The following is an 18,923-nucleotide window of genomic DNA, read 5'->3' on the forward strand; positions in this document are numbered from 1 at the left end:
GGTCAGCTCCGCTTCAGTTTCGGGTCGAGCGCGTCGCGAAGGCCGTCGCCCATCAGGTTGATCGCCAGCACCGAGACCAGGATGGCGAGGCCGGGGAAGGTCACCACCCACCAGGCGCGCAGGATGAACTCGCGCGCCTCGGCCAGCATGGTGCCCCATTCCGAGGCCGGCGGCTGCGCGCCCATGCCCAGGAACCCCAGCGCGGCCGAATCGAGCACGGCGCTGGAGAAGCTCAGCGTTGCCTGCACGATCAGCGGCGCCAGGCAGTTGGGCAGGATGGTCTTGAACATCAGCCGCAGGTTCGAGGCGCCGGCGACCTTGGCGGCGGTGACGTATTCGCGCGCCTTTTCCCCCATCACCGCGGCGCGGGTCAGGCGGGCGAAATGCGGCTGGTAGACGATGGCGATGGCGATCATCGCATTGGTCAGCCCCGGCCCCAGCACCGCGACCAGCACCAGCGCCAGCAGCAGCGAGGGGAAGGCCAGCACCACATCCATGACCCGCATGATGACGCTGTCGATCCAGCCGCCGAAGAAGCCGGCGACAAGCCCGATGACGATACCGCCGGTCAGCGCGATGGCCACGACGACGATGCCGATGAACAGTGAATATTGCGCGCCGTAGATCAGCCGCGACAGCATGTCCCGGCCCACCGCGTCGGTGCCGAGCAGGAAGCCGGCCCGGCCGCCCTCTTGCCAGATCGGCGGCACCAGCAGCGCGTCGCGGTATTGCTGGGTGGGGTCATGCGGGGCGATCAGCGCCGCGAAGACGGCGGTCAGCACCAGCAGGACGAAGACGACGAGGCCGATCACCGCGCCGCGGTTCTGGCTGAAGTAGAACCAGAACTCGCGCAGCATCCGGCGGCGGATGGCCGCGTCCGAGATCTTGACGGTGGTATCGGTCATTTGTGCCGGATCCTCGGGTTGATGAGACCATAGGTCAGGTCGACGATCAGGTTCACGATCATCACGATGGCGGCGATCAGCAGCAGCCCCGACTGCACCACCGGATAGTCGCGGCGCGAGATCGAATCGATCATCCACTTGCCGATGCCGGGCCAGGAAAAGATCGTCTCGGTCAGGATGGCGCCGGCCAGAAGCACGCCGATCTGCAGGCCGATGGTGGTGATGACCGGGATCATGGCGTTGCGCAGCGCATGCACGCCGATGACCCGGCGCGGCGACAGGCCCTTGGCGCGGGCGGTGCGGACGTAATCCTCGCCCATCACCTCCAGCATGGCGGATCGGGTCTGGCGCGCGATCACCGCCAGCGGGATGGTCGCCAGCACGATCGAGGGCAGGATCAGGTGGCTGACGGCCGAGGCAAAGGCGCCGTCCTGCCCCGAAAGCAGGCTGTCGATCAGCATGAAGCCGGTCACCGGCGGGAAGAAATACATCAACGAGATGCGCCCCGAGACCGGCGTCCAGCCCAGCACGCCCGAGAACAGGATGATGAGCAGCAGCCCCCACCAGAAGATCGGCATGGAGAAGCCGACCAGCGCCCCGGTCATCGAGATCTGGTCGAACCAGCTGCCGCGCCTGATCGCGGCGATGACGCCCACCGGCACGCCGATCACCGTGGCCAGGACGATGGCGACCAGGCCCAGCTCGACCGTGGCCGGGAACAGCGCCAGGAACTCGGCCAGCACCGGCTTCTTGGTCACCAGCGAATTGCCCAGGTCGCCCTGCAGCAGGTTGCCGAGATAGTGGAAATATTGCTGCCAGACCGGCTTGTCATAGCCGAGCTGCGCCGCGATCTGGGCATAGCGCTCGGGCGAGACGCCGCGCTCGCCGGCCATCAGCAGCACCGGATCGCCCGGCAGCAGCCGGATGAAGCCGAAGGCCACCAGCGTGATCCCGATCATGGTCGGGACCAGGTAAAGCAGTTTCTTGAGGATGAATCTGAGCATCGAACCCTAACCTAAGGGCCGTGCAGGGGGCTGCCCCGCACGGCCGCAAGAGTGTCAATCCGGGGCTGGCCTTATTCGGTCAGGTCCACGGATTCGAAGGTGTAATCGCCCAGCGGCGACTGCACGAAGCCGGTCACGTTCTTGGCCATCGGCACGTATTGCGTCGAATGCGCCAGCGTGGCCCAGGGCGCCTCTTTCTTGAAGATGACCTGCGCCTCCTCGTAGAGCTTCACCCGCTCCTCGTGGTTCGAACTGGCCTTGGCTTTTGCCAGGATATCAGAGAACTCCTCGTTGCACCAGAAAGCCCGGTTGGCGCCGCCCGGGGTGGCCGCGGCGCAGCTGAGCAGCACCGACAGGAAGTTGTCCGGGTCGCCGTTGTCGCCGGTCCAGCCCAGGATGACGGCGCCCTTGCGGCCTTCCTCCATCGACTTCTTCAGGTATTCGCCCCATTCGTAGCTGACGATTTCGACCTTGACGCCGACCTTGGCGAAATCGCTCTGGATCATCTCGGCGGCGCGGCGGGCATTGGGCATGTAGGGGCGCTGCACCGGCATGGCCCAGACTTCCATGGTCAGGTCCTTGACGCCGGCTTCCTCGAGCATCTTCTTCGCCGCCTCGGGGTCGTATTTGTCGTCCTCGATGGCGTCGTTATAGGACCACATGGTCGGCGGGATCGGGTTCTTGGCCACCTCGGCGCTGCCCTGGTAGACCGCCTCGACCATGGCCTTCTTGTCCATGGCCATGTTCAGCGCCTTGCGGACCTCGGGCTTGTCGAAGGGCGGAACGGTGGTGTTATAGGCCAGGTAGCCGACGTTCAGGCCGGCCTGCTCGTCCAGCTTCAGGTTCGGGTCGGCCTTGATGTCGGCGAGGTCGGCGGGGGCCGGATAGGGCATCAGATGGCATTCGCCGGCCTTGAGCTTCTGCAGCCGCACCGAGGCGTCGGGGGTGATGGCAAAGACCAGGTCGTCGATCTTGGGCGCCTCGCCCCAGTAATCGGCGTTCTTCTGGTAACGGATCACCGCGTCCTTCTGATAGGCGACGAACTTGAAGGGGCCGGTGCCGATCGGGGCGTTGTTCAGGTCCTCCTTGGTGCCGGCGGCCTCCAGCGTGTCGGCATATTCCTTGGACACGATCGAGACGAAGGGCATGGCCACATTGGCCAGGAAGGGCGCCTCGGGTTGGTTCAGGGTGAACTTCACCGTGTAGTCGTCGACCTTCTCGATGGATTTGATCAGCTTGTCCATCTCCATCGAGGAATAGTATTCGTAGGTGATGCCGGGGATGTATTCGTGCCAGGGATGGTCGGCCGAGGCCTGGCGCTCGAAGGTGAAGATCACGTCATCGGCGTTGAAGTCGCGCGAGGGGGTGAACTTGTCGTTGGAATGGAATTTCACCCCCTTGCGCAGATGGAAGGTATAGGTCAGCCCGTCCTCGCTGACCTCCCAGCTTTCGGCCAGGGCCGGCTCGATCTCGGTCGTGCCGGGCTTGAACTGCACCAGGCGGTTGTAGACCGCATGGCCCGAAGCGTCGAAGGTGGTGCCGGCGGTATAGGGCGCGGGGTCGAAACCCTCGGGCGAGCCTTCCGAGCAATAGACGAAGGTCTTGGCGTGCAGCGGCGCCGCAGCCATCAGCGCAAAGGCCGACGCCGCAAGCATGCGGGTGGAGAAGAACGACATAATGCCTCCCATGTCTAGAGATATTCCCTGCCCCTGATGCAAACGAATCTGCCTGACAGGTCAAGTGCTCTGCCGGGTCTGGCCGTCATTCTGACGCAACGACGCAGCGAAACGCCGAAAGATCTGGCAGGATTTCGGCGTTTCGCCAGGCAGACCCGAAGGGGGAAAGGCAGACCGCGACCGCCGGACCGGCGGGCGCGCGGCACTCAGCCGTTGTCGCGCTGCCAGATCCAGTCGTGGTCGGGATGATTCTCGTAGCGCCATTTGCGGATCGGGCCGGCCATGACGTTCAGGTAATACATCTCGTAGCCATAGGGCACGCCGCAGGGATGGTGGCCCCTGGGCACCAGCACCACGTCGTGATTGCCGACCGCCATGGTCTCGTCCAGGCTGCCATCCTCGGTAAAGACCCGCTGGATGCCGTAGCCCTGCGGCGGATTCAGCCGGTGGTAATAGGTTTCTTCCAGATAGGTCATGCGGGGAAAGTCGTCCTCGTCATGGCGATGCGGCGGATAGCTCGACCAGTTTCCATCCGGGGTGAAGACCTCGGTCACCAGCAGGCTGTCGCAGTAATCCTGGTCTTCCATGGCGATGTTGTTGATGAAGCGGGTATTGGCGCCCTGTCCGCGCCGGGTCAGCGCGATGCCCTCGGGTCCGATGCGACGCGCGGGATGGCCGCCCTTGCCGGGGGCGAGGCAGACGGCCAGGGTCAGCGGCGTCACCGCCTCGGCCCGCCAGTCGCTGCCATCGGGCAGATAGAGGCAATGCGGCGGCGTCTTCTCGAAGACGTCCAGCCGGGCGCCCATCTCGCCCCAGTCGCGGCCGGCGCCGCCGATGCGGGCCTTGCCCTCGACGATGACCAGGATCGCCTCCATGCCGCCGGTATGGCCCTCGGCCGTCTCGCCCGGCCCCAGCCGCCAGAGGTCGAAGCCGACATGGGACCAGCCCGCGGCCTCGGGGGTGATGTGATGGACAAGGCCGTGCCGGCCGGCCGGCTTGCGCAACAGGTTCATGGCTCCTCCTTGCGGATGATGAACAGCGCCACGACCAGGTAGATCCCCGCCGCCCCGAACAGGATGGCCCAGAAGATCGAGCCGCTGGCGGCCTCGAACCCGGCCCAGAGCAGCGGCAGCAGCACGCAGAGGATGCGGACCCAGAGCGGGCGGAAGAACGGGTGTTGGGGATCGACCAGCATGGCGGCAGGTTAGTGAAGACCGGCGGCCTGCGCCATATCCTTCAGCGCCTTCAGGCCCAGAGACTGGTATTCCAGCGGGTTGCGCTTGTCGGGGTCCTGCTCGGCCTCGATGACCAGCCAGCCGTCATAGCCGGCCTCGGCCAGGATCTTCAGCAGCGGCCGGAAGTCGATGGCGCCCTCGGGATCGCCGGGCACGGTGAAGGCCCCGGCCAGCACGCCCTGCAGGAAGCTCATGTCCCGGGCGCGCACCTCCTCGGTCACGGCGCGGCGGATGTTCTTGGCGTGGAAATGCGCCACCCGGCCGACATGCTTTCTCAGCACCGCCTCGGGATCGCCGCCGCCGAAGCTGCAATGGCCGGCATCGAACAGCAGATGCGTCGCCGGGCCGGTCGCGGCCATGAAGGCGTCGATCTCCTCGGGGCTCTCGACCACGGTGCCCATGTGGTGGTGATAGGCCAGGGTGATGCCCTGCCCGGCCAGGTATTGGGCGAATTCCTCCATCTTGAGGCCGAACTCGGCCATTTCCGCGGCGCTCAGGCGCGGCCGGGCATTGACCGGCACGTCGGGCCGGCCATGCACGGTGTTCGAGCATTCGCAGGCGATGCAGACCTTGCAGCCATTGGCCTTGAGCTTGGCCAGATGCTCCTGGACCGCCGCGATCTCCTCCGCGACCGAGCGGGTCAGCAGCGCGGTCGAATACCAGCCCGAGACGAATTTCAGCCCGTAGCGGCCCAGCAACTCCTTGAGCGCATGCGGGTCCGAGGGCCAGCGATGGCCGTTCTCGATGCCGTCGAAGCCGATGATCTCGCCCGCCTCGTGCAGGATCTGCTCGGTCGGGATATGGGCGCCGATCGACGGGTCGTCGTCATTGGCCCAGGCGATGGGATTGGTGCCGAAACGGATCATGGGGATTCCTTCAGTTGACGAGCGCCTGCTTGCGGCTGTTCTCGATGTATCTTGCATAGGCGTCGCGCAGCCGGTCCGAGCCGCCGGTCTGCGGCACGGCGACGTCCCACCAATGGCCGGCGCCGGTGAGCCCGTCGCCGGGGCCGGGGGCGGCGGTGGTGTCGATGACGATGACCGTGGGGATGTCGCGGGACCGCGCCTCGGCGATCCGCGCCTCCAGCTCGGCGATGCTGCCGGCCTTGACGGCATGGGCGCCCATGGAGGCGGCATGGGCGACATAGTCGATCTGCGGCTGCGCCTCGACGGCGCAGTCGACATACAGGTTGTTGAACGGCTCGCCCCCGGTGCCGGCCTGCAGGCGGTTGATGCAGCCATAGCCGCGGTTGTCGGTCAGTATCACGGTGAAGGGCACGCGGCGCATCACCGCCGTCGCCAGCTCGCTGTTGGCCATCATGTAGCTGCCATCGCCGACGAAGCAGATCACCTCGCGCTCCGGCCGTGCCAGCTTCAACCCAAGCGCGCCGGCGATCTCGTAGCCCATGCAGGAATAGCCGTATTCCATGTGGTAGCCGCCCTGCGCCGGCTGCCAGAGCAGCTTCAGCGCGCCCGGCATGGTGCCGGCGGCGCACATGGCGATGGCCTCGGGGGCGGCGCGCTGCACGGCGCCGATCACCTGGGCGTCGGTCGGCAGCGCATTGCCCTCGGCCGGGGCGGCGCAATGCGCATCGACCGCCGCCAGCCATTCGGCTCGCGCCGCGCCGTCGAAGGCGAGGCGATGATCGCCCAGGGCCGCGGTCAGCCGCTCCAGCGCCACGCGGGCATCGGCGACCAGGCTCACCGCACCATGCTTGGCGGCGTCGTAGGGCTGTACGTTGATCGACACGAGCCGCCCGGAAAACAGCGTGCGCGAGCCGGTGGTGAAATCCTGCAGCCGGGTGCCGAGCCCGATCACCAGATCGGCCGCGGCAAGCGCCGCATTGGCCGCCGCCGAGCCGTCGACCCCGGCCGCGCCCAGGTTCAGCGCATGGGACTGCGCCAGGGCCGACTTGCCGGCCTGGGTCTCGGCCACCGGGATGCCGTGGCGGCTGGCGAATTCCGCCAGCGCCGCCTCGGCCCCGGAATAGATCACGCCCCCGCCCGCGACGATCACCGGCCGCTCGGCCTGGCGGATCAGCGCCGCCACCTCGGCCAGTTCGCCCGCATCCGGCTCGGGCCGGCGGATACGCCAGACCCTGGGCGCGAAGAAGGCCTCGGGCCAATCGTAAGCCTCGGCCTGCACATCCTGGCAGAAGGCCAGGCAGGCGGGCCCGCAATCGGCCGGATCGGTCATCACCCGCAGCGCGCGCGGCAGCGCGGTCAACAGCTGCTCGGGGCGCTGGATGCGGTCGAAATAGCGCACCACCGGGCGGAAGCAGTCATTGGCCGAGACGGTGCCGTCATCGAAATCCTCGACCTGCTGCAACACCGGATCGGGCCGGCGGCTGGCAAAGGCGTCGCCGGCGATGAACAGCACCGGCAGCCGGTTGACATGCGCCAGCGCCGCGGCGGTGACCATGTTCGTCGCCCCCGGGCCGATCGAGCTGGTCACCGCCTGGCAGCGCCGCCGGGCATGGCCCTTGGCATAGGCGATGGCGGCATGGGCCATGGTCTGCTCGTTCTGGCCGCGCCAGGTCGGGAAGGCCTCGCCGATCCCGTGCAGCGCCTCGCCGATCCCGGCGACATTGCCATGGCCGAAGATGGCCCAACAGCCCTCGACGAAGCGCTCGCCCGCCTCGTTCATCTGCACCGACAGCCAGCGCACCATCGCCTGCGCCGCCGTCAGCCGGATCGTCCCGCTCATGTCCTTCCTCCCGGACGCCGCCGCGTCCTTCCGCTTCTTCGCTGGCCAAATACCCCGGGGGGTGCGGGGGGCGGCGCCCCCCGTCCCGCGGCGTTCATGCCGCCACCCCGACGCGGGCGCGTGCCTCGTCCCAGATCTCGCAGAGCCGGCGATAGCGCCCGGCCATCTCCTCGACCGCCGCCGCATCGTCGATCCCGCCCGCCAGCCAGCGCCGTGCCACGGCGCCGAAGATCGTCCGGCCGACGGCAAAGCCCTTGACCAGGCCGAAACCGGCGGCGACCTCGAAACTGGCGCGCAGCTCGGCCTCGGGCGCGTCGAGGCCCAGCACCACGATGCCGCGGGTATGGGGGTCATGCGCCTCGATGGCGGCAATGGCCTCGGCCCAGGCGGCGCGGCTGGTCATCGGCTCGAGCTTCCACCAGTCGGGACAGATGCCTGCGGCATAAAACTGCCGGATCAGCGTGGCGGTGGTCATGTCGTCCACCGGCCCGACCTTCGAGGGGATCACCTCCAGCAGGAATTCCAGCCCGTTGCGGCGCGCGGCGGCGTAGAGGCGCCCGACCGTCGCCTCCTGCGCGGCGCGCGTTTCGGCATCGTCCTCGGGATGGCAGAAGCACAGCACCTTGACCACGTTCTCGCGCGCCCATTCGGACAGGGCGCCGCAATCCGGGCCCAGCTCCGGCTCCAGCTCCAGCGGCCGCGAGCCCGGCCATTCGCAGGGCCGGCCGATCCACAGCCCGGTCCCCGAGGCCCGATGCAGCGCCCGCCGGCCGATGCGGTTGTCGCAAAGGATGCCATAGCCCGGCCGGCCATCCGCCACCCGCAGCGCCGCCTGCAGGCACAGCTCCTTGAAGGCGCCGCCCCTTTCCGGCGTGTAGCCCGGCATCTCCTCGAGCTGTGCGCGGTGATCGAAGGCAAAGACCCGCATGGTGGACCAGTCGCCCGCGCCCGGATTGCTGCGATTCGTGGCCCAGTGGATCTGTTCCAGCGCGGCGTCGTTCCTCAGGTCCGGCCGCACCACCCCGCGCTTGAGGAAGAATTCCAGCTCGGCAAGCGACGGATAGGCCGGGGTGCAGCCGTGGCGGCTGACCGCGAAGGCGCCGCAGGCATTGGCATAGGCCAGCGTGCGCGGCCAGTCCTCGCCATCCAGCCAGCCCTTGAGCAGCCCCGAGAAGAAGCCGTCGCCGGCGCCCAGCACGTTGAAGACCTCGATCGGGAAGCCGGGGCCGGTCCGGCCGCTCTGCCAGTTCTCGACCGCGCCCTCGAAGGCGACCGCGCCGGCCGCGCCGCGCTTGCAGACCAGCACCGCCGGGGTCAGCGCCCGCACCGCCCGCAGCGCCGCCAGCGTGTCGGTCGTGCCGCCGGCGATGTGGAATTCCTCCTCGGTGCCGACGATCAGGTCGAAAAGCGGCAGCGTCGCCTGCAGCCGGCCGGTGACGGCGGCGCTTGCGATGAAGCGGTTTTCGCCATCGCCATGGCCCGACAGCCCCCAGAGGTTCGGCCGGTAGTCGATGTCCAGCGCCGTCCTGGCGCCGTGCTTCCGCGCCAGTTCCAGCGCCTTCAGCACCGCGGCCTCGGTCCGGGGATGGCTCAGATGCGTGCCGGTGGCCAGCACCGCGCGGGCCTCGGCGATGAAGCCCTCGTCGATGTCGTCCTCGGACAGCGCCATGTCGGCGCAGTTCTCGCGATAGAAGATCAGCGGGAAGCTGTCCTCGTCGCGGATGCCCAAGAGCACCAGCGCCGTCAGCCGCTCGGGATCGGTCGCGACGCCACGGGTATCGACCCCCTCGCGCGCCAGCTGCTCGCGGATGAAGCGGCCCATATGCTCGTCGCCGACCCGGGTGATGACGGCCGACTTGAGTCCCAGCCGCGCCGTGCCGCAGGCGATGTTGGTCGGAGATCCGCCGATATACTTGCCGAAGGATCCCATGTCCTCCAGCCGGCCGCCGATCTGCTGGCCGTAGAGATCGACCGACGAACGGCCGATGGTGATGACGTCGAGGGGCTTGCTCATGCCGGGCTCTCCGCGGTTTCCGCGACGGCGCGGCGCAGGTGCTCCATGCTGCCGCGCAGCGCGGTTTCGATGTCCTCGAGCGCATGCACCTCGGGCGCGAAGGGTTCGAAGCTGACCGGGCCGTCATAGCCATCCGCCAGCAGCGCGCGCAGCTGCGCCACGTTCTCCAGCCGGTCATCGGCATCGACCAGCACGCGATGGCGGTCCAGCATCGCCGCGACCGGCAGCGCCGCATCGGTGACGCCCGAGACATGCACAAGCCCGGTGCGATGCGGGAAGAACGCCGTCTCGCCCGCCAGATGGTGATGGAACGTGTCGTGCAGCAGGCGGAAGGCGTCGAAACCGCCGGCCTCGGTGATGGCGGCGACCGCCTCGGCCTTGCGGCGCAGCGCGCTTTGCGGAAAGCCCAGCGGCTCGACCAGCCCGGACAGCCCGCGCGGCTGCAGGATGTCGCGCAGCCTGTCCAGCGCCGCCACGGTGCGGGAATGCGCGATCTCGGTGCCGTCGTTCAGTGGGCAGAGCACCAGCGCCTGCGCCCCTGCCCCGGCCGCGAAATCGGCCAGCCGCTCGGCGCGACCGGCCAGGTCGTCGCTCCACTGGTTGAAGGGATAGAGCGCGTTGACCGACAGGATCGCCACGCCGGCATCCGCGGCCATGCGGGCGACCTCGGCCGGGGCCTGCCCGGTCACGTCGGGCAGGTCGTTGCGGATCTCGACCTCGGTGCAGCCCAGGCGCCGGGCCAGGGCGAAGAACTCGGCCAGCGGCAGGCGCGGGGCAACGATATGGTTCAGGGCGAAGCGCATGGCGAAACCTCAGGCGTAAAGGGCGGGACGGGCGGGCAGGTCGATCCTGACAGCCTCGCCCGAGGCGTCCTGCGCGGCGACGCAGGCATCGGCGGTGACGGCGGCGACATAGCCGTCCCAGGCGGTGGGGCCGGCGGCGGTCCCCTGGGCCGCCGCCTTCAGGAAATCGGCCAGTTCGTGGTCGTAGCTGTCGATGAAGCGGTCCTTCCAGTCCATCAGGATCGGCTGGCCCAGCACCGCGCCCGAGCGGGTCTGGATGCCCATCGGCTCGGGCAGCCGGGCGATGCCGTCCTCACCCACGATCTCGCACTGGATGTCATAGCCGTAATGGCAGTTCACGAAGACCTCGACGTCGATCACCACGCCGCCGGCGGTCTCCAGCACCACCACCTGCGGATCGCGCAGGTTTTCATGGGCGCGGGGCGACTTGCGCGGGAAGAACACCCGGGCGCTGACATAGTCGTCGTCGAGCAGCCAGCGCAGCACGTCGATCTCGTGGATCAGCGTGTCGTGGATGGCCATCGGGGTCAGGTAGTTCTGGCCCACGCGCGGGTTGCGATGCGCGGCATGGACCATCAAGGGCGCGCCGGTCACCTGCGCGAGCGCCTTCTTCAGCGCTACGTAGCCGGGATCGTAGCGGCGCATGAAACCGACCTGCACCAGCCGCCTGCCGGCGGCCTCTTCGGCCTCGACGATGCGCTTCGCGCCCTCGGCGGTGGTGGCCAGCGGCTTTTCGCAGAAGCAGGGCTTGCCGGCGGCGATGGCGGCCAGGACATAATCCTCATGCGTCTGGCCCCAGGAGCAGACGAGGATCGCATCCACATCCGCATCCCCGATCAGCGCATGCGGATCGTCGAAGATCCGCGCCTCGGGGGCATGGTCGCGCTGGCAGGCCTCGGCATTGGCGCGGTTCACGTCGTTCAGCGCCGTGACCCGGGCACCGGCCAGCACCCGGTTGATGCGCCGGGTATGGTCCTGGCCGATGGCGCCGGTGCCGATGACTCCGATCTTCAAGGTCATGGAATGTGCTCCGATAGGGGTGGGTCTAGAAGGCCACTGCGCCGCCGGTCTCGGCGGACCGGGCCATGCCGTGGATGATGCGTTCGATGGCCAGGCCCGCGGTGAAGTCGGGCCAGGCCGGGCTGCCGCTCTCGATGGCCTCGCGCAGCAGCTGCGCCTCGACCACCTTCTGTTCGTTGAAGCCGAAATTATGCCCGCCCGCCGGGCAGAAGGCCGCGAAGCCGGGCTGGGCCGGGCCGGTCAGGATGCGGCGGAAGCCGTCCGTCTCGGCCGCGCCGGGCTGGTAGAGCCACAGCTCGTTCATCCGCTCCTGGTCGAAGCGCAGCGTGCCCTCGGTGCCCTGCACCTCCCAGGCCAGGCGGCAGCGATAGCCCCGCGCCATCCGCGAGCAGGAAAACTCGCCCGAGGCGCCCGAGGCGAAGCGGATCAGCGCCTGCGCCTGGTCCTCGTTCTCGACCGGCGCCGTGCCGTCCTGGTGCGGACGCTCGGCGATCACCGTGTCCATCTGCGCATAGACGCGGGCCACCGGCCCCATCAGCGCCAGCATGACCGAGACCAGGTGACAGCCCAGATCCCCCAGCGCGCCAAGGCCCCCGTCCTTGCGGGTCAGCCGCCAGCTCCAGGGCAGGCCGGGATCGGCCATGTAATCCTCGTCATACATGCCGCGGAAGTGGATCGGCCGGCCGATGGCGCCCTGGGCCACCAGCTCGACGGCGGCGCGGAAGGCGGGCGAGCGGGTATAGTTGTAGCCCAGCAGCGTCATCCGGCCCGAGGCGCGGGCCGCCGCCTCCATCGCCTCGGCATCCGCGACGGTCAGGGCCATCGGCTTTTCCAGCCAGACATGCTTGCCCGCCGCCAGCGCCGCCTCGGCCATCTCGCGATGCAGGCCGTTCGGCGTGGTGATCGAGACCACGTCCACCGCCGGGTCCGAGACCGCCGCGCGCCAGTCTCCGGTGGCGCGGGCGAAGCCGAAGGAACGCCCCGCATCGGCGGCCCTGTCGGCGGGCGTGTCGGCCAGGATCTCCAGCCGCGGGGGGGTGCCGCCGAAGGCGGTCGCCAGGTTGCGCCAGGCCATGGCGTGGCATTTGCCCATGAAGCCGGTGCCGATCAGCGCGACACCCAGGGAAGCGTGGGTCATGGCTCAGGCTTTCTTGCGCTTCTTCTGGCGATAGACGTCGGCGACCACGGCGGCGACGATGATGACGCCCTTGATCATCTCCTGGTAATAGGCGTCGAGCCGCAGGAAGGTGAAACCCGAGATGATCACCCCGAAGATCACCATGCCGATCGTCGTGCCCAGGATCGAGCCGCGCCCGCCGGTCAGCGACACGCCGCCGATCACCGCCATGGCGATGGCATCGAGCTCGTACATGGTGCCCATGCCGGCCTGCGCCGTCAGGCCGCGCGCCGCCACCACGATTCCGGCCAGGGCCGAGAGCAGCCCGGCAATGGCATAGATCCTGACCAGCTGACGCTCGACATTGATGCCCGAGACGCGCGCCGCCTGCGGATTGGCGCCGATGGCATAGGTGAACTTGCCATAGCGGGTGTATTTCAGCGCCACGTGAAAGATCAGCGCCACCACCAGGAAGATGACGACCGGCATCATACCCTTGCCGATGGCGGCGAAGCCGTCCGAGGGGAAGCTGATCGGCTGGCCCTTGGTATACCATTTGGCGAAGCCGCGCGCCGTCACCATCATGCCCAGCGTGGCGATGAAGGGCGGGATCCTGGTATAGGCGATCAGCGCGCCGTTGATGATGCCGCAGACCAGCCCGAAGAGCAGCCCGACGGCCAGCGGCACCAGCACCGGCAGGCCGGTCAGCGCCGGATAGACCGCGCGCTCATAGCCGGCGGCCTGCGCCAGGCTCATCGAGACCATGGCCGTGGCGCCGACGATGGAACCCGAGGACAGGTCGATGCCGCCCGAGATGATGACCTGCGTCACGCCGATGGCGATGATTCCCACCACCGAGACCTGCAGGATCATGATCGACAGCCGCTGCCAGTTGCCGAGGAAGCTTTGTCCCTGGGTGATCCAGCCCAGGATCTCGAAGGTCAGGCTGATGCCGACCAGGACCAGAAGGATGTTGAATTCCGCCATCATCGGGCGGTGGCGGCGCTGCGGCGCGGCCATGCTTGCGTCTGACATGGGGACTCCTTGTTACTTGGCGGCCAGCGACATGATCTTGACCTGATCGGCCTCGGCCCGGTCGAGAAAGCCCGACACATGGCCCTCGTGCATGACCATGATGCGGTCGCTCATGCCCAGGACCTCGGGCATTTCCGAGGAAATCATGATGACGGCCACGCCCTGCGCGGCCAGGTTGGTGATCAGGCGGTGGATCTCGGACTTGGCGCCGACGTCGATGCCGCGCGTCGGCTCGTCCAGGATCAGGATGCGCGGCTCGGTCAGCAGCCAGCGCGCGATCAAGAGCTTCTGCTGGTTGCCGCCCGACAGGTTCTCGACCGTCTCGTGCAGGCTGGGGGTCTTGACCCGCAGCTTTTGCGCCATGTCCTCGGCCTTGGCGGTGATGGTCTTCTGGTCCAGGAAGCCGTTCTTCACATGGCCGCGGGTGATCAGCGCCGACTGGATGTTTTCCAGGCAGTCGAGGATCAGGAAGCAGCCGGTCTCCTTCCTGTCCTCGGTCAGGAAGGCCATGCCATGCGCCATCGCGTCCGAGGGACAGGTGATGCGCGCGTGCCGGCCGTCGATCAGGATGTCGCCGATGGGCGCGGGATGCACGCCGAAGATCGCCTCGGCCACGTTCGAGCGTTTCGAGCCGACCAGCCCGGCGATGCCCAGGATCTCGCCCTTGCGGACGCTGAAGCTGACGTCGTGGAACACGCCCGGCAGGGTCAGGTTGCGCACTTCCAGGACGGTCTCGCCGATCTCGCAGTCGATCTTGGGGAACATCTCGGTGATCTCGCGCCCGACCATCATGCGGATGATGTCGTCGCGGGTCACGCCGCTGGAGGGATGCGTGCCGACATATTTGCCGTCGCGGAAGACGGTGAATTCGTCGGCGATCTCGAACAGCTCGTTCATCTTGTGGGTGATGTAGACGATGCCGATGCCGCGCGATTTCAGGTCGCGGATGATGGCGAAAAGATGCTCGACCTCGGCCTCGGTGATGGCGCTGGTCGGCTCGTCCATGATCAGCACGTCGGAATTGTAGCTGACCGCCTTGGCGATCTCGACCATCTGCTTCTGCGCCACGGTCAGCTCGCTGACCTGGGCGTCGGGATCCAGCCGGATGTTCAGCCGGCCCAGCAGGTCGGCGGTCATCTGGCGCATGCGGCCGTGATCGACCAGACCGAAGCGGTTCAGCGGCTCGCGCCGGATCCAGATGTTCTCGGCCACCGTCATCCAGTTCATCAGGTTCAGTTCCTGATGGATCATGGCGATGCCCGAGTTCAGCGCGTCGAGCGGGGTCCTGACGCTCAGCGGCTGGCCGGCGAAGCGCACCTCGCCGCCATCGGGCGTATAGACCCCGGCGATGATCTTCATCAGCGTCGATTTGCCGGCGCCGTTCTCGCCCATCAGCGCATGGACGGTGCCGGGGCGGATCTTCAGCTGCACCCCGTCGAGCGCCTTCACGCCGGGAAACTCCTTGGTGATATTGTCGACTTCCAGAATGAACTCGCCCTGCCAGGCGCTGCTCCGGTCAAGCATCGGCTTCCCCCCTGTCTCGATCGGGCGGGGCCAGGGCGGCCCCGCCGCAAGGCTCAGTTCTTGGACAGGAACTGGTCCAGGTTCTCGGGCGTGACCAGCTGGAAGGGCACATAGACCTTTTGCTCGACCGCCTCGCCGCGGGCGAGCTTCAGCGCGGTGTCGACGGCGCCGTGGCCCTGGCCGGCGGCATCCTGGAACACGGTCACGTCCAAATCGCCCGCCTTCATCGCCGCCAGGGCGTCCTGGGTGGCGTCGATGCCGCCGATCACCACCGAGCCCATGTCGCGGCCGGCGGTCTTCAGCGCCTGGATGGCGCCAATCGCCATTTCGTCGTTGTTCGAGATCACCGCATCGAACTCGGTCCCGGCCGAGAGCCAGTTGCTGACCAGGTCGGCGCCCTGGGTGCGCGACCAGTTCGCCGTCTGCTCCTGCACGATGGTGATGAAGCCGCAATCCGGCGTCGCCAGCACGTCCTTGATGTCCTGGGTCCGCATCCGCGCTGCCTGGTTCGATAGCTCGCCCATCAGCACCACGGCCTTGGCCTCGGTCTTGTCCTGCTCCTTCAGCAGCCGGCAGACCTCCTGCGTTTCCAGCGTGCCGGATTCCTTCTCGTCCGAGGCGACGAAGGCCTGGTTCTCGGGCAGGCTGTCCAGGTTCACCGGCTGGCGGTTGACGAAGACCAGCGGGATGCCGGCGTTCTGGGCCGCGGCGCTCATGGCGATGGTGGCATCGGTATCGACCGGGTTGACGATGATCGCATCGACGCCCGAGGCGACGAAGTTCTCGATCTGGTTCAGCTGCTTGCCGACATCGTTCTGCGCGTCCTCGACCTGCAGCGTCACGCCGTCCAGGGTCGCCGCGTGCTCCTGCATGCCGTTGCGCAGCACGGTCAGGAAATTGTCGTCGAACAGCGCCATGGACACGCCGATGGTCTCGGCCGAGGCCGCCCCCGAAAGCGACGCGGCGCAGGCCGTTGCCAGCAGGAATCTCTTCATCACTATCCTCCCCATTTCGGTTCATGCGGGCGTGGCCCGCGTCAGCTCGGACAGCGGCCGCCGGGGTGCCGGAAAGGCACGCACGGGGCGCCGCGACCCTGTCTGGCTGCCGATCCCTGGCTCCTCATCTTCCGGGACCGTGCAGAAGCATTCGGGCAGAACGCGATTCAGGTCAAATGCTTTGAGAGGAAATTTCCATCATGGATGACAGAAACAGAGCCAGAAATGATGTCTTTCCATCATTCCTGGTCACAGGCTTTCCGGCGTCACCACCAGCGCATTGACGAAGCGCTGGCCCGGGTTCTCGGCCATGCCGTGTTCCAGCACATGGCCGACCGCGCTCAGCACATCGGCGGAAAGCGGCTGCAAGGGCGTCGCCAGCACCACCGAGACCACGCCCTGCATCAGCCCCTGGCGCGATTCCGGCGTCAGCTCGTGGACGATCAGCGCCACCTTGCCGCCCAGGCCCAGTTCCTGGATGGCGGCGATGGCACCCTCCATGCCGCCGCCCGCGCAATAGATCCCGGCCAGGTCGGGATGGCGGGCGGCGATTTCCAGCGTCGTCTCATAGGTCAGCTGCCGGGTCTCGAGGTTGATCATCGTGTCGAGAAACGGGATTTCTGGCGCATATTCGCGGAAATAGCTGCGAAATCCAGCCTCGCGCAGGTCATGGCCGTGAAAGCGGTGCCCGCCGATGAACAGCGCGATCTTGCCGGATTGCCGCATGATCCGGTGCATGAGCCAGGCCGCGGTGCGGCCGGTCTTCAGGTTGTTGGTGCCCAGATAGGCCTCGCGCACGCCGGCGGCGAAATCGGACAGCATTGAGAAGACCGGAATGCCGCGACCGCGCAGCATCGCCACCGCCGAGGTCACGTCGTGATGGTCGATGCCGGTGGCAGCGACGGCCTGCACCTTGCCGGCCATGCCGGCGATGGTCTCGGCGAAATCGGCCGGCGACTGTCCGGGCGAGAAGCGGACGGTCAGCCGCCAACGCCGCAATGGGTCCAGGCGCGCCGCCTCCTCGAGCCGGGCGGCGAAATCCTGGTAGAAGGCATGGCGTTCCTTTTGCAGGACGATGCCCAGATGCAGTTCCGGCACATGGGCCAGCGCCCGGGCGCGGATGGCGGGGGCGGCGTGATAGCCCACCGCCTCGGCGGCCTCTGAAACCTTGCGCGCCGTCTCCTCGCGCACCCGGGCGCGGCCGTTCAGCACCCGGTCCACCGTCGCCACGCTGACGCCGGCGGCGCGGGCTACATCCTCGATGGTCGGACGTCCTGCCATGCTTCCCTCATCCCGTTGAGGGGAAGCGTGATGGAAACGCGTCAGGATTGCAATGCCCGGCAGGCGACTTTGCCCGCCCCCTGCCCGGCCACCGCCCGCCCGCTCAGCGCTTGCGCACGAATTCCGTGCGCAGCACCAAGCCCTTGATCGAGTCGTGCCGGCAGTCGATCTCCTCGGGATTTTCGGTCAGCCGGATCGAGCGGATGACGGTGCCCTGCTTGAGCACCTGGCTGGTGCCCTTGACCTTCAGATCCTTGATCAGCGTCACCGAATCGCCGTCGGCCAAGGCATTGCCGGCCGCGTCGCGGGCGACGGGCAGGGCCGCCTGGGCCGCCGCGGCCATTTCCGAGGCCGGGCGCCACTCTCCGCTCGCCTCGTCATAGACATAATCCTCGTCGGCCATGGCCCGGCCCTCCTGCTGTTGCAGGGCTTTCCTAGCCATCGCGGGCGCTTGCGGCAAGCCGTTGCGGGCCGCGACCCGGCCACAGCCCCTCGCCGGGGAAAATTCACACCGGGATCACAGGCAGCCGCTAGGCCGGGGAAACCCAGGACTTGAAAGGACATCTGCAAACCGATGGAACAGCTCTGCCGACGCACCGAGGATCTGATCGACAGCTGGCAGCGCCACGATTGGCGCGAAAGCTTCTTCGCCCCCGGCCTCGTCATCCTGCAGGCCCTGACCCGGGACGGCCGCACTGCCAGCGGCGCCGGGTGGACCAGGGACGACGCCTTCGACCGCTGCCTTGGCGAAACCGCCGAGATCCACGCCCTGGCCGACTGGCGACGACGGGGCGGCGCGTTCGACCCGTGGCGCGACGGGGTGGCGGCCCATCCCGACCCCGCCCTTGCCTGCGAGGCCGCCCGCAACGAGGCCTGCGAACGCGCCGCGGTCGCCGACTGGTGGCTGGGGCACGAACCGGCGGCGCCGGTCTCGGAGGCATGGATCGCGCAGGCCGGTCTGGCCGCGCAGCTCGAGGCCATGCGCCGGGGCGCGGCGCTGCGCCGGCGCACCGACTGGTGGCAGATCCGCAGCTCTTGCGAGCCCTGCGTCATGGTCTGCCGCAGCATGAGCCTGGAGGGCCAGGACCCGGTGCTGGGCTTCGGCTGCCATGACGACCCGGTCGCGGCGGCGGACAAGGCGCTGCGCGAGCTGCTGCTGATGGAGCTGAACCTGATGGAGTTGCTGGCCGCGCGCTCGACCGGGGAGGAGGCGGCGCTGGAGCCGGTGCGCGCGCGCATCCGCGGCTATGCGCTGCAGGCGCCGCGCCTGTTCCCCGACGCGGCCGAGGAACTGCCCGCCGCACCCTGCGCGCTGGTGCTGGAATTCCGGCCGCGGCCCGAATGCCGCGAGATTTCCTGCCGGCGCGCGCCGGTCAGCGTGTGGATTTGTCAGCCCGGCACGCCATCCCCCCTTTTCACGAAGGAGACTGGCCTGCCATATTTGTAGTGATTCCAAGGCATGAGGACGGGACGGCCATGACGGCCCAGAACCCCACAGCAAGCCAGGCCGGCTGTCCGTTCGGATGCGCGCCGGTCCGGCCCGGGCTGCGTGCCACGCGCAGCCGCGGCGCGGTGCCCGGCATGGCGGCCGGGGCCTCGCCGCTGCCC

At 68.1% G+C, this 18,923-nt stretch carries 17 protein-coding genes; 1 reads left to right on the plus strand and 16 read right to left on the minus strand.

Translation table 11 applies throughout. The annotated features are described in order from the left end of the window. Positions 1 to 2: 2 nt before the first annotated feature. The 16 genes from I9P22_RS05680 to I9P22_RS05755 all read right to left on the minus strand — a co-directional run bounded on the left by I9P22_RS05680 (position 3) and on the right by I9P22_RS05755 (position 17,718). Positions 3 to 905, minus strand: coding sequence for an ABC transporter permease subunit (locus I9P22_RS05680; RefSeq protein ID WP_199258389.1), 903 nt, complete (start codon positions 903 to 905; stop codon positions 3 to 5). After that, a complete protein-coding gene (locus I9P22_RS05685; protein ID WP_199258390.1) occupies positions 902 to 1,909 on the minus strand; it encodes an ABC transporter permease subunit in 1,008 nt (335 codons plus the stop codon). The genes I9P22_RS05680 and I9P22_RS05685 overlap by 4 nt, the downstream gene beginning before the upstream one ends. 71 nt (positions 1,910 to 1,980) lie before the next feature. Next, complete coding sequence (locus tag I9P22_RS05690) at positions 1,981 to 3,585, minus strand: ABC transporter substrate-binding protein (RefSeq protein WP_199258391.1); 1,605 nt, start codon at positions 3,583 to 3,585, stop codon at positions 1,981 to 1,983. Between the two features lie 206 nt (positions 3,586 to 3,791). Continuing rightward, a complete protein-coding gene (iolB, locus tag I9P22_RS05695; RefSeq protein ID WP_199258392.1) occupies positions 3,792 to 4,598 on the minus strand; it encodes a 5-deoxy-glucuronate isomerase in 807 nt (268 codons plus the stop codon). Further along, positions 4,595 to 4,780 carry a hypothetical protein gene (locus I9P22_RS05700; protein ID WP_199258393.1) on the minus strand — a complete coding sequence of 62 codons (186 nt, stop codon included), beginning with the start codon at positions 4,778 to 4,780 and terminating at the stop codon, positions 4,595 to 4,597. Before I9P22_RS05700 ends, iolB begins: the two co-directional genes overlap by 4 nt. A gap of 9 nt (positions 4,781 to 4,789) precedes the next feature. Beyond that, entirely contained in the window at positions 4,790 to 5,686 is an 897-nt protein-coding gene (gene iolE, locus I9P22_RS05705; protein ID WP_199258394.1) for a myo-inosose-2 dehydratase, read from the minus strand. Positions 5,687 to 5,696: 10 nt separating this feature from the next. Next, complete coding sequence (iolD, locus tag I9P22_RS05710; RefSeq protein WP_199258395.1) at positions 5,697 to 7,526, minus strand: 3D-(3,5/4)-trihydroxycyclohexane-1,2-dione acylhydrolase (decyclizing); 1,830 nt, start codon at positions 7,524 to 7,526, stop codon at positions 5,697 to 5,699. A 94-nt stretch (positions 7,527 to 7,620) separates the two neighbouring features. Further along, positions 7,621 to 9,540, minus strand: a complete 1,920-nt coding sequence (locus I9P22_RS05715; protein ID WP_199258396.1) for a bifunctional 5-dehydro-2-deoxygluconokinase/5-dehydro-2-deoxyphosphogluconate aldolase — start codon at positions 9,538 to 9,540, stop codon at positions 7,621 to 7,623. Beyond that, entirely contained in the window at positions 9,537 to 10,343 is an 807-nt protein-coding gene (locus I9P22_RS05720; RefSeq protein WP_199258397.1) for a TIM barrel protein, read from the minus strand. Before I9P22_RS05720 ends, I9P22_RS05715 begins: the two co-directional genes overlap by 4 nt. A gap of 9 nt (positions 10,344 to 10,352) precedes the next feature. After that, on the minus strand, positions 10,353 to 11,363 hold the full coding sequence (locus I9P22_RS05725; protein ID WP_199258398.1) for a Gfo/Idh/MocA family protein: 1,011 nt from the start codon (positions 11,361 to 11,363) through the stop codon (positions 10,353 to 10,355). A gap of 25 nt (positions 11,364 to 11,388) precedes the next feature. Next, entirely contained in the window at positions 11,389 to 12,501 is a 1,113-nt protein-coding gene (locus I9P22_RS05730) for a Gfo/Idh/MocA family protein (protein ID WP_199258399.1), read from the minus strand. A 3-nt stretch (positions 12,502 to 12,504) separates the two neighbouring features. Then, positions 12,505 to 13,515: an ABC transporter permease gene (locus I9P22_RS05735; protein WP_199258400.1), complete on the minus strand. Its 1,011-nt coding sequence runs from the start codon at positions 13,513 to 13,515 to the stop codon at positions 12,505 to 12,507. Between the two features lie 12 nt (positions 13,516 to 13,527). Further along, on the minus strand, positions 13,528 to 15,039 hold the full coding sequence (locus I9P22_RS05740; protein WP_199258401.1) for a sugar ABC transporter ATP-binding protein: 1,512 nt from the start codon (positions 15,037 to 15,039) through the stop codon (positions 13,528 to 13,530). A 53-nt stretch (positions 15,040 to 15,092) separates the two neighbouring features. Continuing rightward, positions 15,093 to 16,034 (minus strand): sugar ABC transporter substrate-binding protein, encoded by a 942-nt coding sequence (locus I9P22_RS05745; RefSeq protein ID WP_199258402.1) that lies wholly within the window; start codon positions 16,032 to 16,034, stop codon positions 15,093 to 15,095. Positions 16,035 to 16,283: 249 nt separating this feature from the next. Continuing rightward, the gene (locus I9P22_RS05750) at positions 16,284 to 17,315 is read right to left on the minus strand and encodes a LacI family DNA-binding transcriptional regulator (RefSeq protein ID WP_199258403.1); all 1,032 of its coding nucleotides are present in this window, start codon (positions 17,313 to 17,315) and stop codon (positions 16,284 to 16,286) included. A 103-nt stretch (positions 17,316 to 17,418) separates the two neighbouring features. Continuing rightward, positions 17,419 to 17,718, minus strand: a complete 300-nt coding sequence (locus I9P22_RS05755; protein WP_199258406.1) for an alkylphosphonate utilization protein — start codon at positions 17,716 to 17,718, stop codon at positions 17,419 to 17,421. Between the two features lie 171 nt (positions 17,719 to 17,889). Between I9P22_RS05755 and I9P22_RS05760 the strand changes: the two genes are divergently transcribed. After that, complete coding sequence (locus tag I9P22_RS05760) at positions 17,890 to 18,762, plus strand: YcaO-like family protein (RefSeq protein WP_199258404.1); 873 nt, start codon at positions 17,890 to 17,892, stop codon at positions 18,760 to 18,762. The last annotated feature ends 161 nt before the right edge of the window (positions 18,763 to 18,923 follow it).

The organism is Paracoccus binzhouensis, from assembly GCF_016446475.1.
GTDB classification, from domain to species: domain Bacteria; phylum Pseudomonadota; class Alphaproteobacteria; order Rhodobacterales; family Rhodobacteraceae; genus Paracoccus; species Paracoccus binzhouensis.

Coding starts and splice junctions, on each gene's coding strand:
- I9P22_RS05680 (WP_199258389.1), bottom strand. CDS start 905: ATGACCGATACCACCGTCAAGATCTCGGACGCGGCCATCCGCCGCCGG.
- I9P22_RS05685 (WP_199258390.1), bottom strand. CDS start 1,909: ATGCTCAGATTCATCCTCAAGAAACTGCTTTACCTGGTCCCGACCATG.
- I9P22_RS05690 (WP_199258391.1), bottom strand. CDS start 3,585: ATGTCGTTCTTCTCCACCCGCATGCTTGCGGCGTCGGCCTTTGCGCTG.
- iolB (WP_199258392.1), bottom strand. CDS start 4,598: ATGAACCTGTTGCGCAAGCCGGCCGGCCGGCACGGCCTTGTCCATCAC.
- I9P22_RS05700 (WP_199258393.1), bottom strand. CDS start 4,780: ATGCTGGTCGATCCCCAACACCCGTTCTTCCGCCCGCTCTGGGTCCGC.
- iolE (WP_199258394.1), bottom strand. CDS start 5,686: ATGATCCGTTTCGGCACCAATCCCATCGCCTGGGCCAATGACGACGAC.
- iolD (WP_199258395.1), bottom strand. CDS start 7,526: ATGAGCGGGACGATCCGGCTGACGGCGGCGCAGGCGATGGTGCGCTGG.
- I9P22_RS05715 (WP_199258396.1), bottom strand. CDS start 9,540: ATGAGCAAGCCCCTCGACGTCATCACCATCGGCCGTTCGTCGGTCGAT.
- I9P22_RS05720 (WP_199258397.1), bottom strand. CDS start 10,343: ATGCGCTTCGCCCTGAACCATATCGTTGCCCCGCGCCTGCCGCTGGCC.
- I9P22_RS05725 (WP_199258398.1), bottom strand. CDS start 11,363: ATGACCTTGAAGATCGGAGTCATCGGCACCGGCGCCATCGGCCAGGAC.
- I9P22_RS05730 (WP_199258399.1), bottom strand. CDS start 12,501: ATGACCCACGCTTCCCTGGGTGTCGCGCTGATCGGCACCGGCTTCATG.
- I9P22_RS05735 (WP_199258400.1), bottom strand. CDS start 13,515: ATGTCAGACGCAAGCATGGCCGCGCCGCAGCGCCGCCACCGCCCGATG.
- I9P22_RS05740 (WP_199258401.1), bottom strand. CDS start 15,039: ATGCTTGACCGGAGCAGCGCCTGGCAGGGCGAGTTCATTCTGGAAGTC.
- I9P22_RS05745 (WP_199258402.1), bottom strand. CDS start 16,034: ATGAAGAGATTCCTGCTGGCAACGGCCTGCGCCGCGTCGCTTTCGGGG.
- I9P22_RS05750 (WP_199258403.1), bottom strand. CDS start 17,315: ATGGCAGGACGTCCGACCATCGAGGATGTAGCCCGCGCCGCCGGCGTC.
- I9P22_RS05755 (WP_199258406.1), bottom strand. CDS start 17,718: ATGGCCGACGAGGATTATGTCTATGACGAGGCGAGCGGAGAGTGGCGC.
- I9P22_RS05760 (WP_199258404.1), top strand. CDS start 17,890: ATGGAACAGCTCTGCCGACGCACCGAGGATCTGATCGACAGCTGGCAG.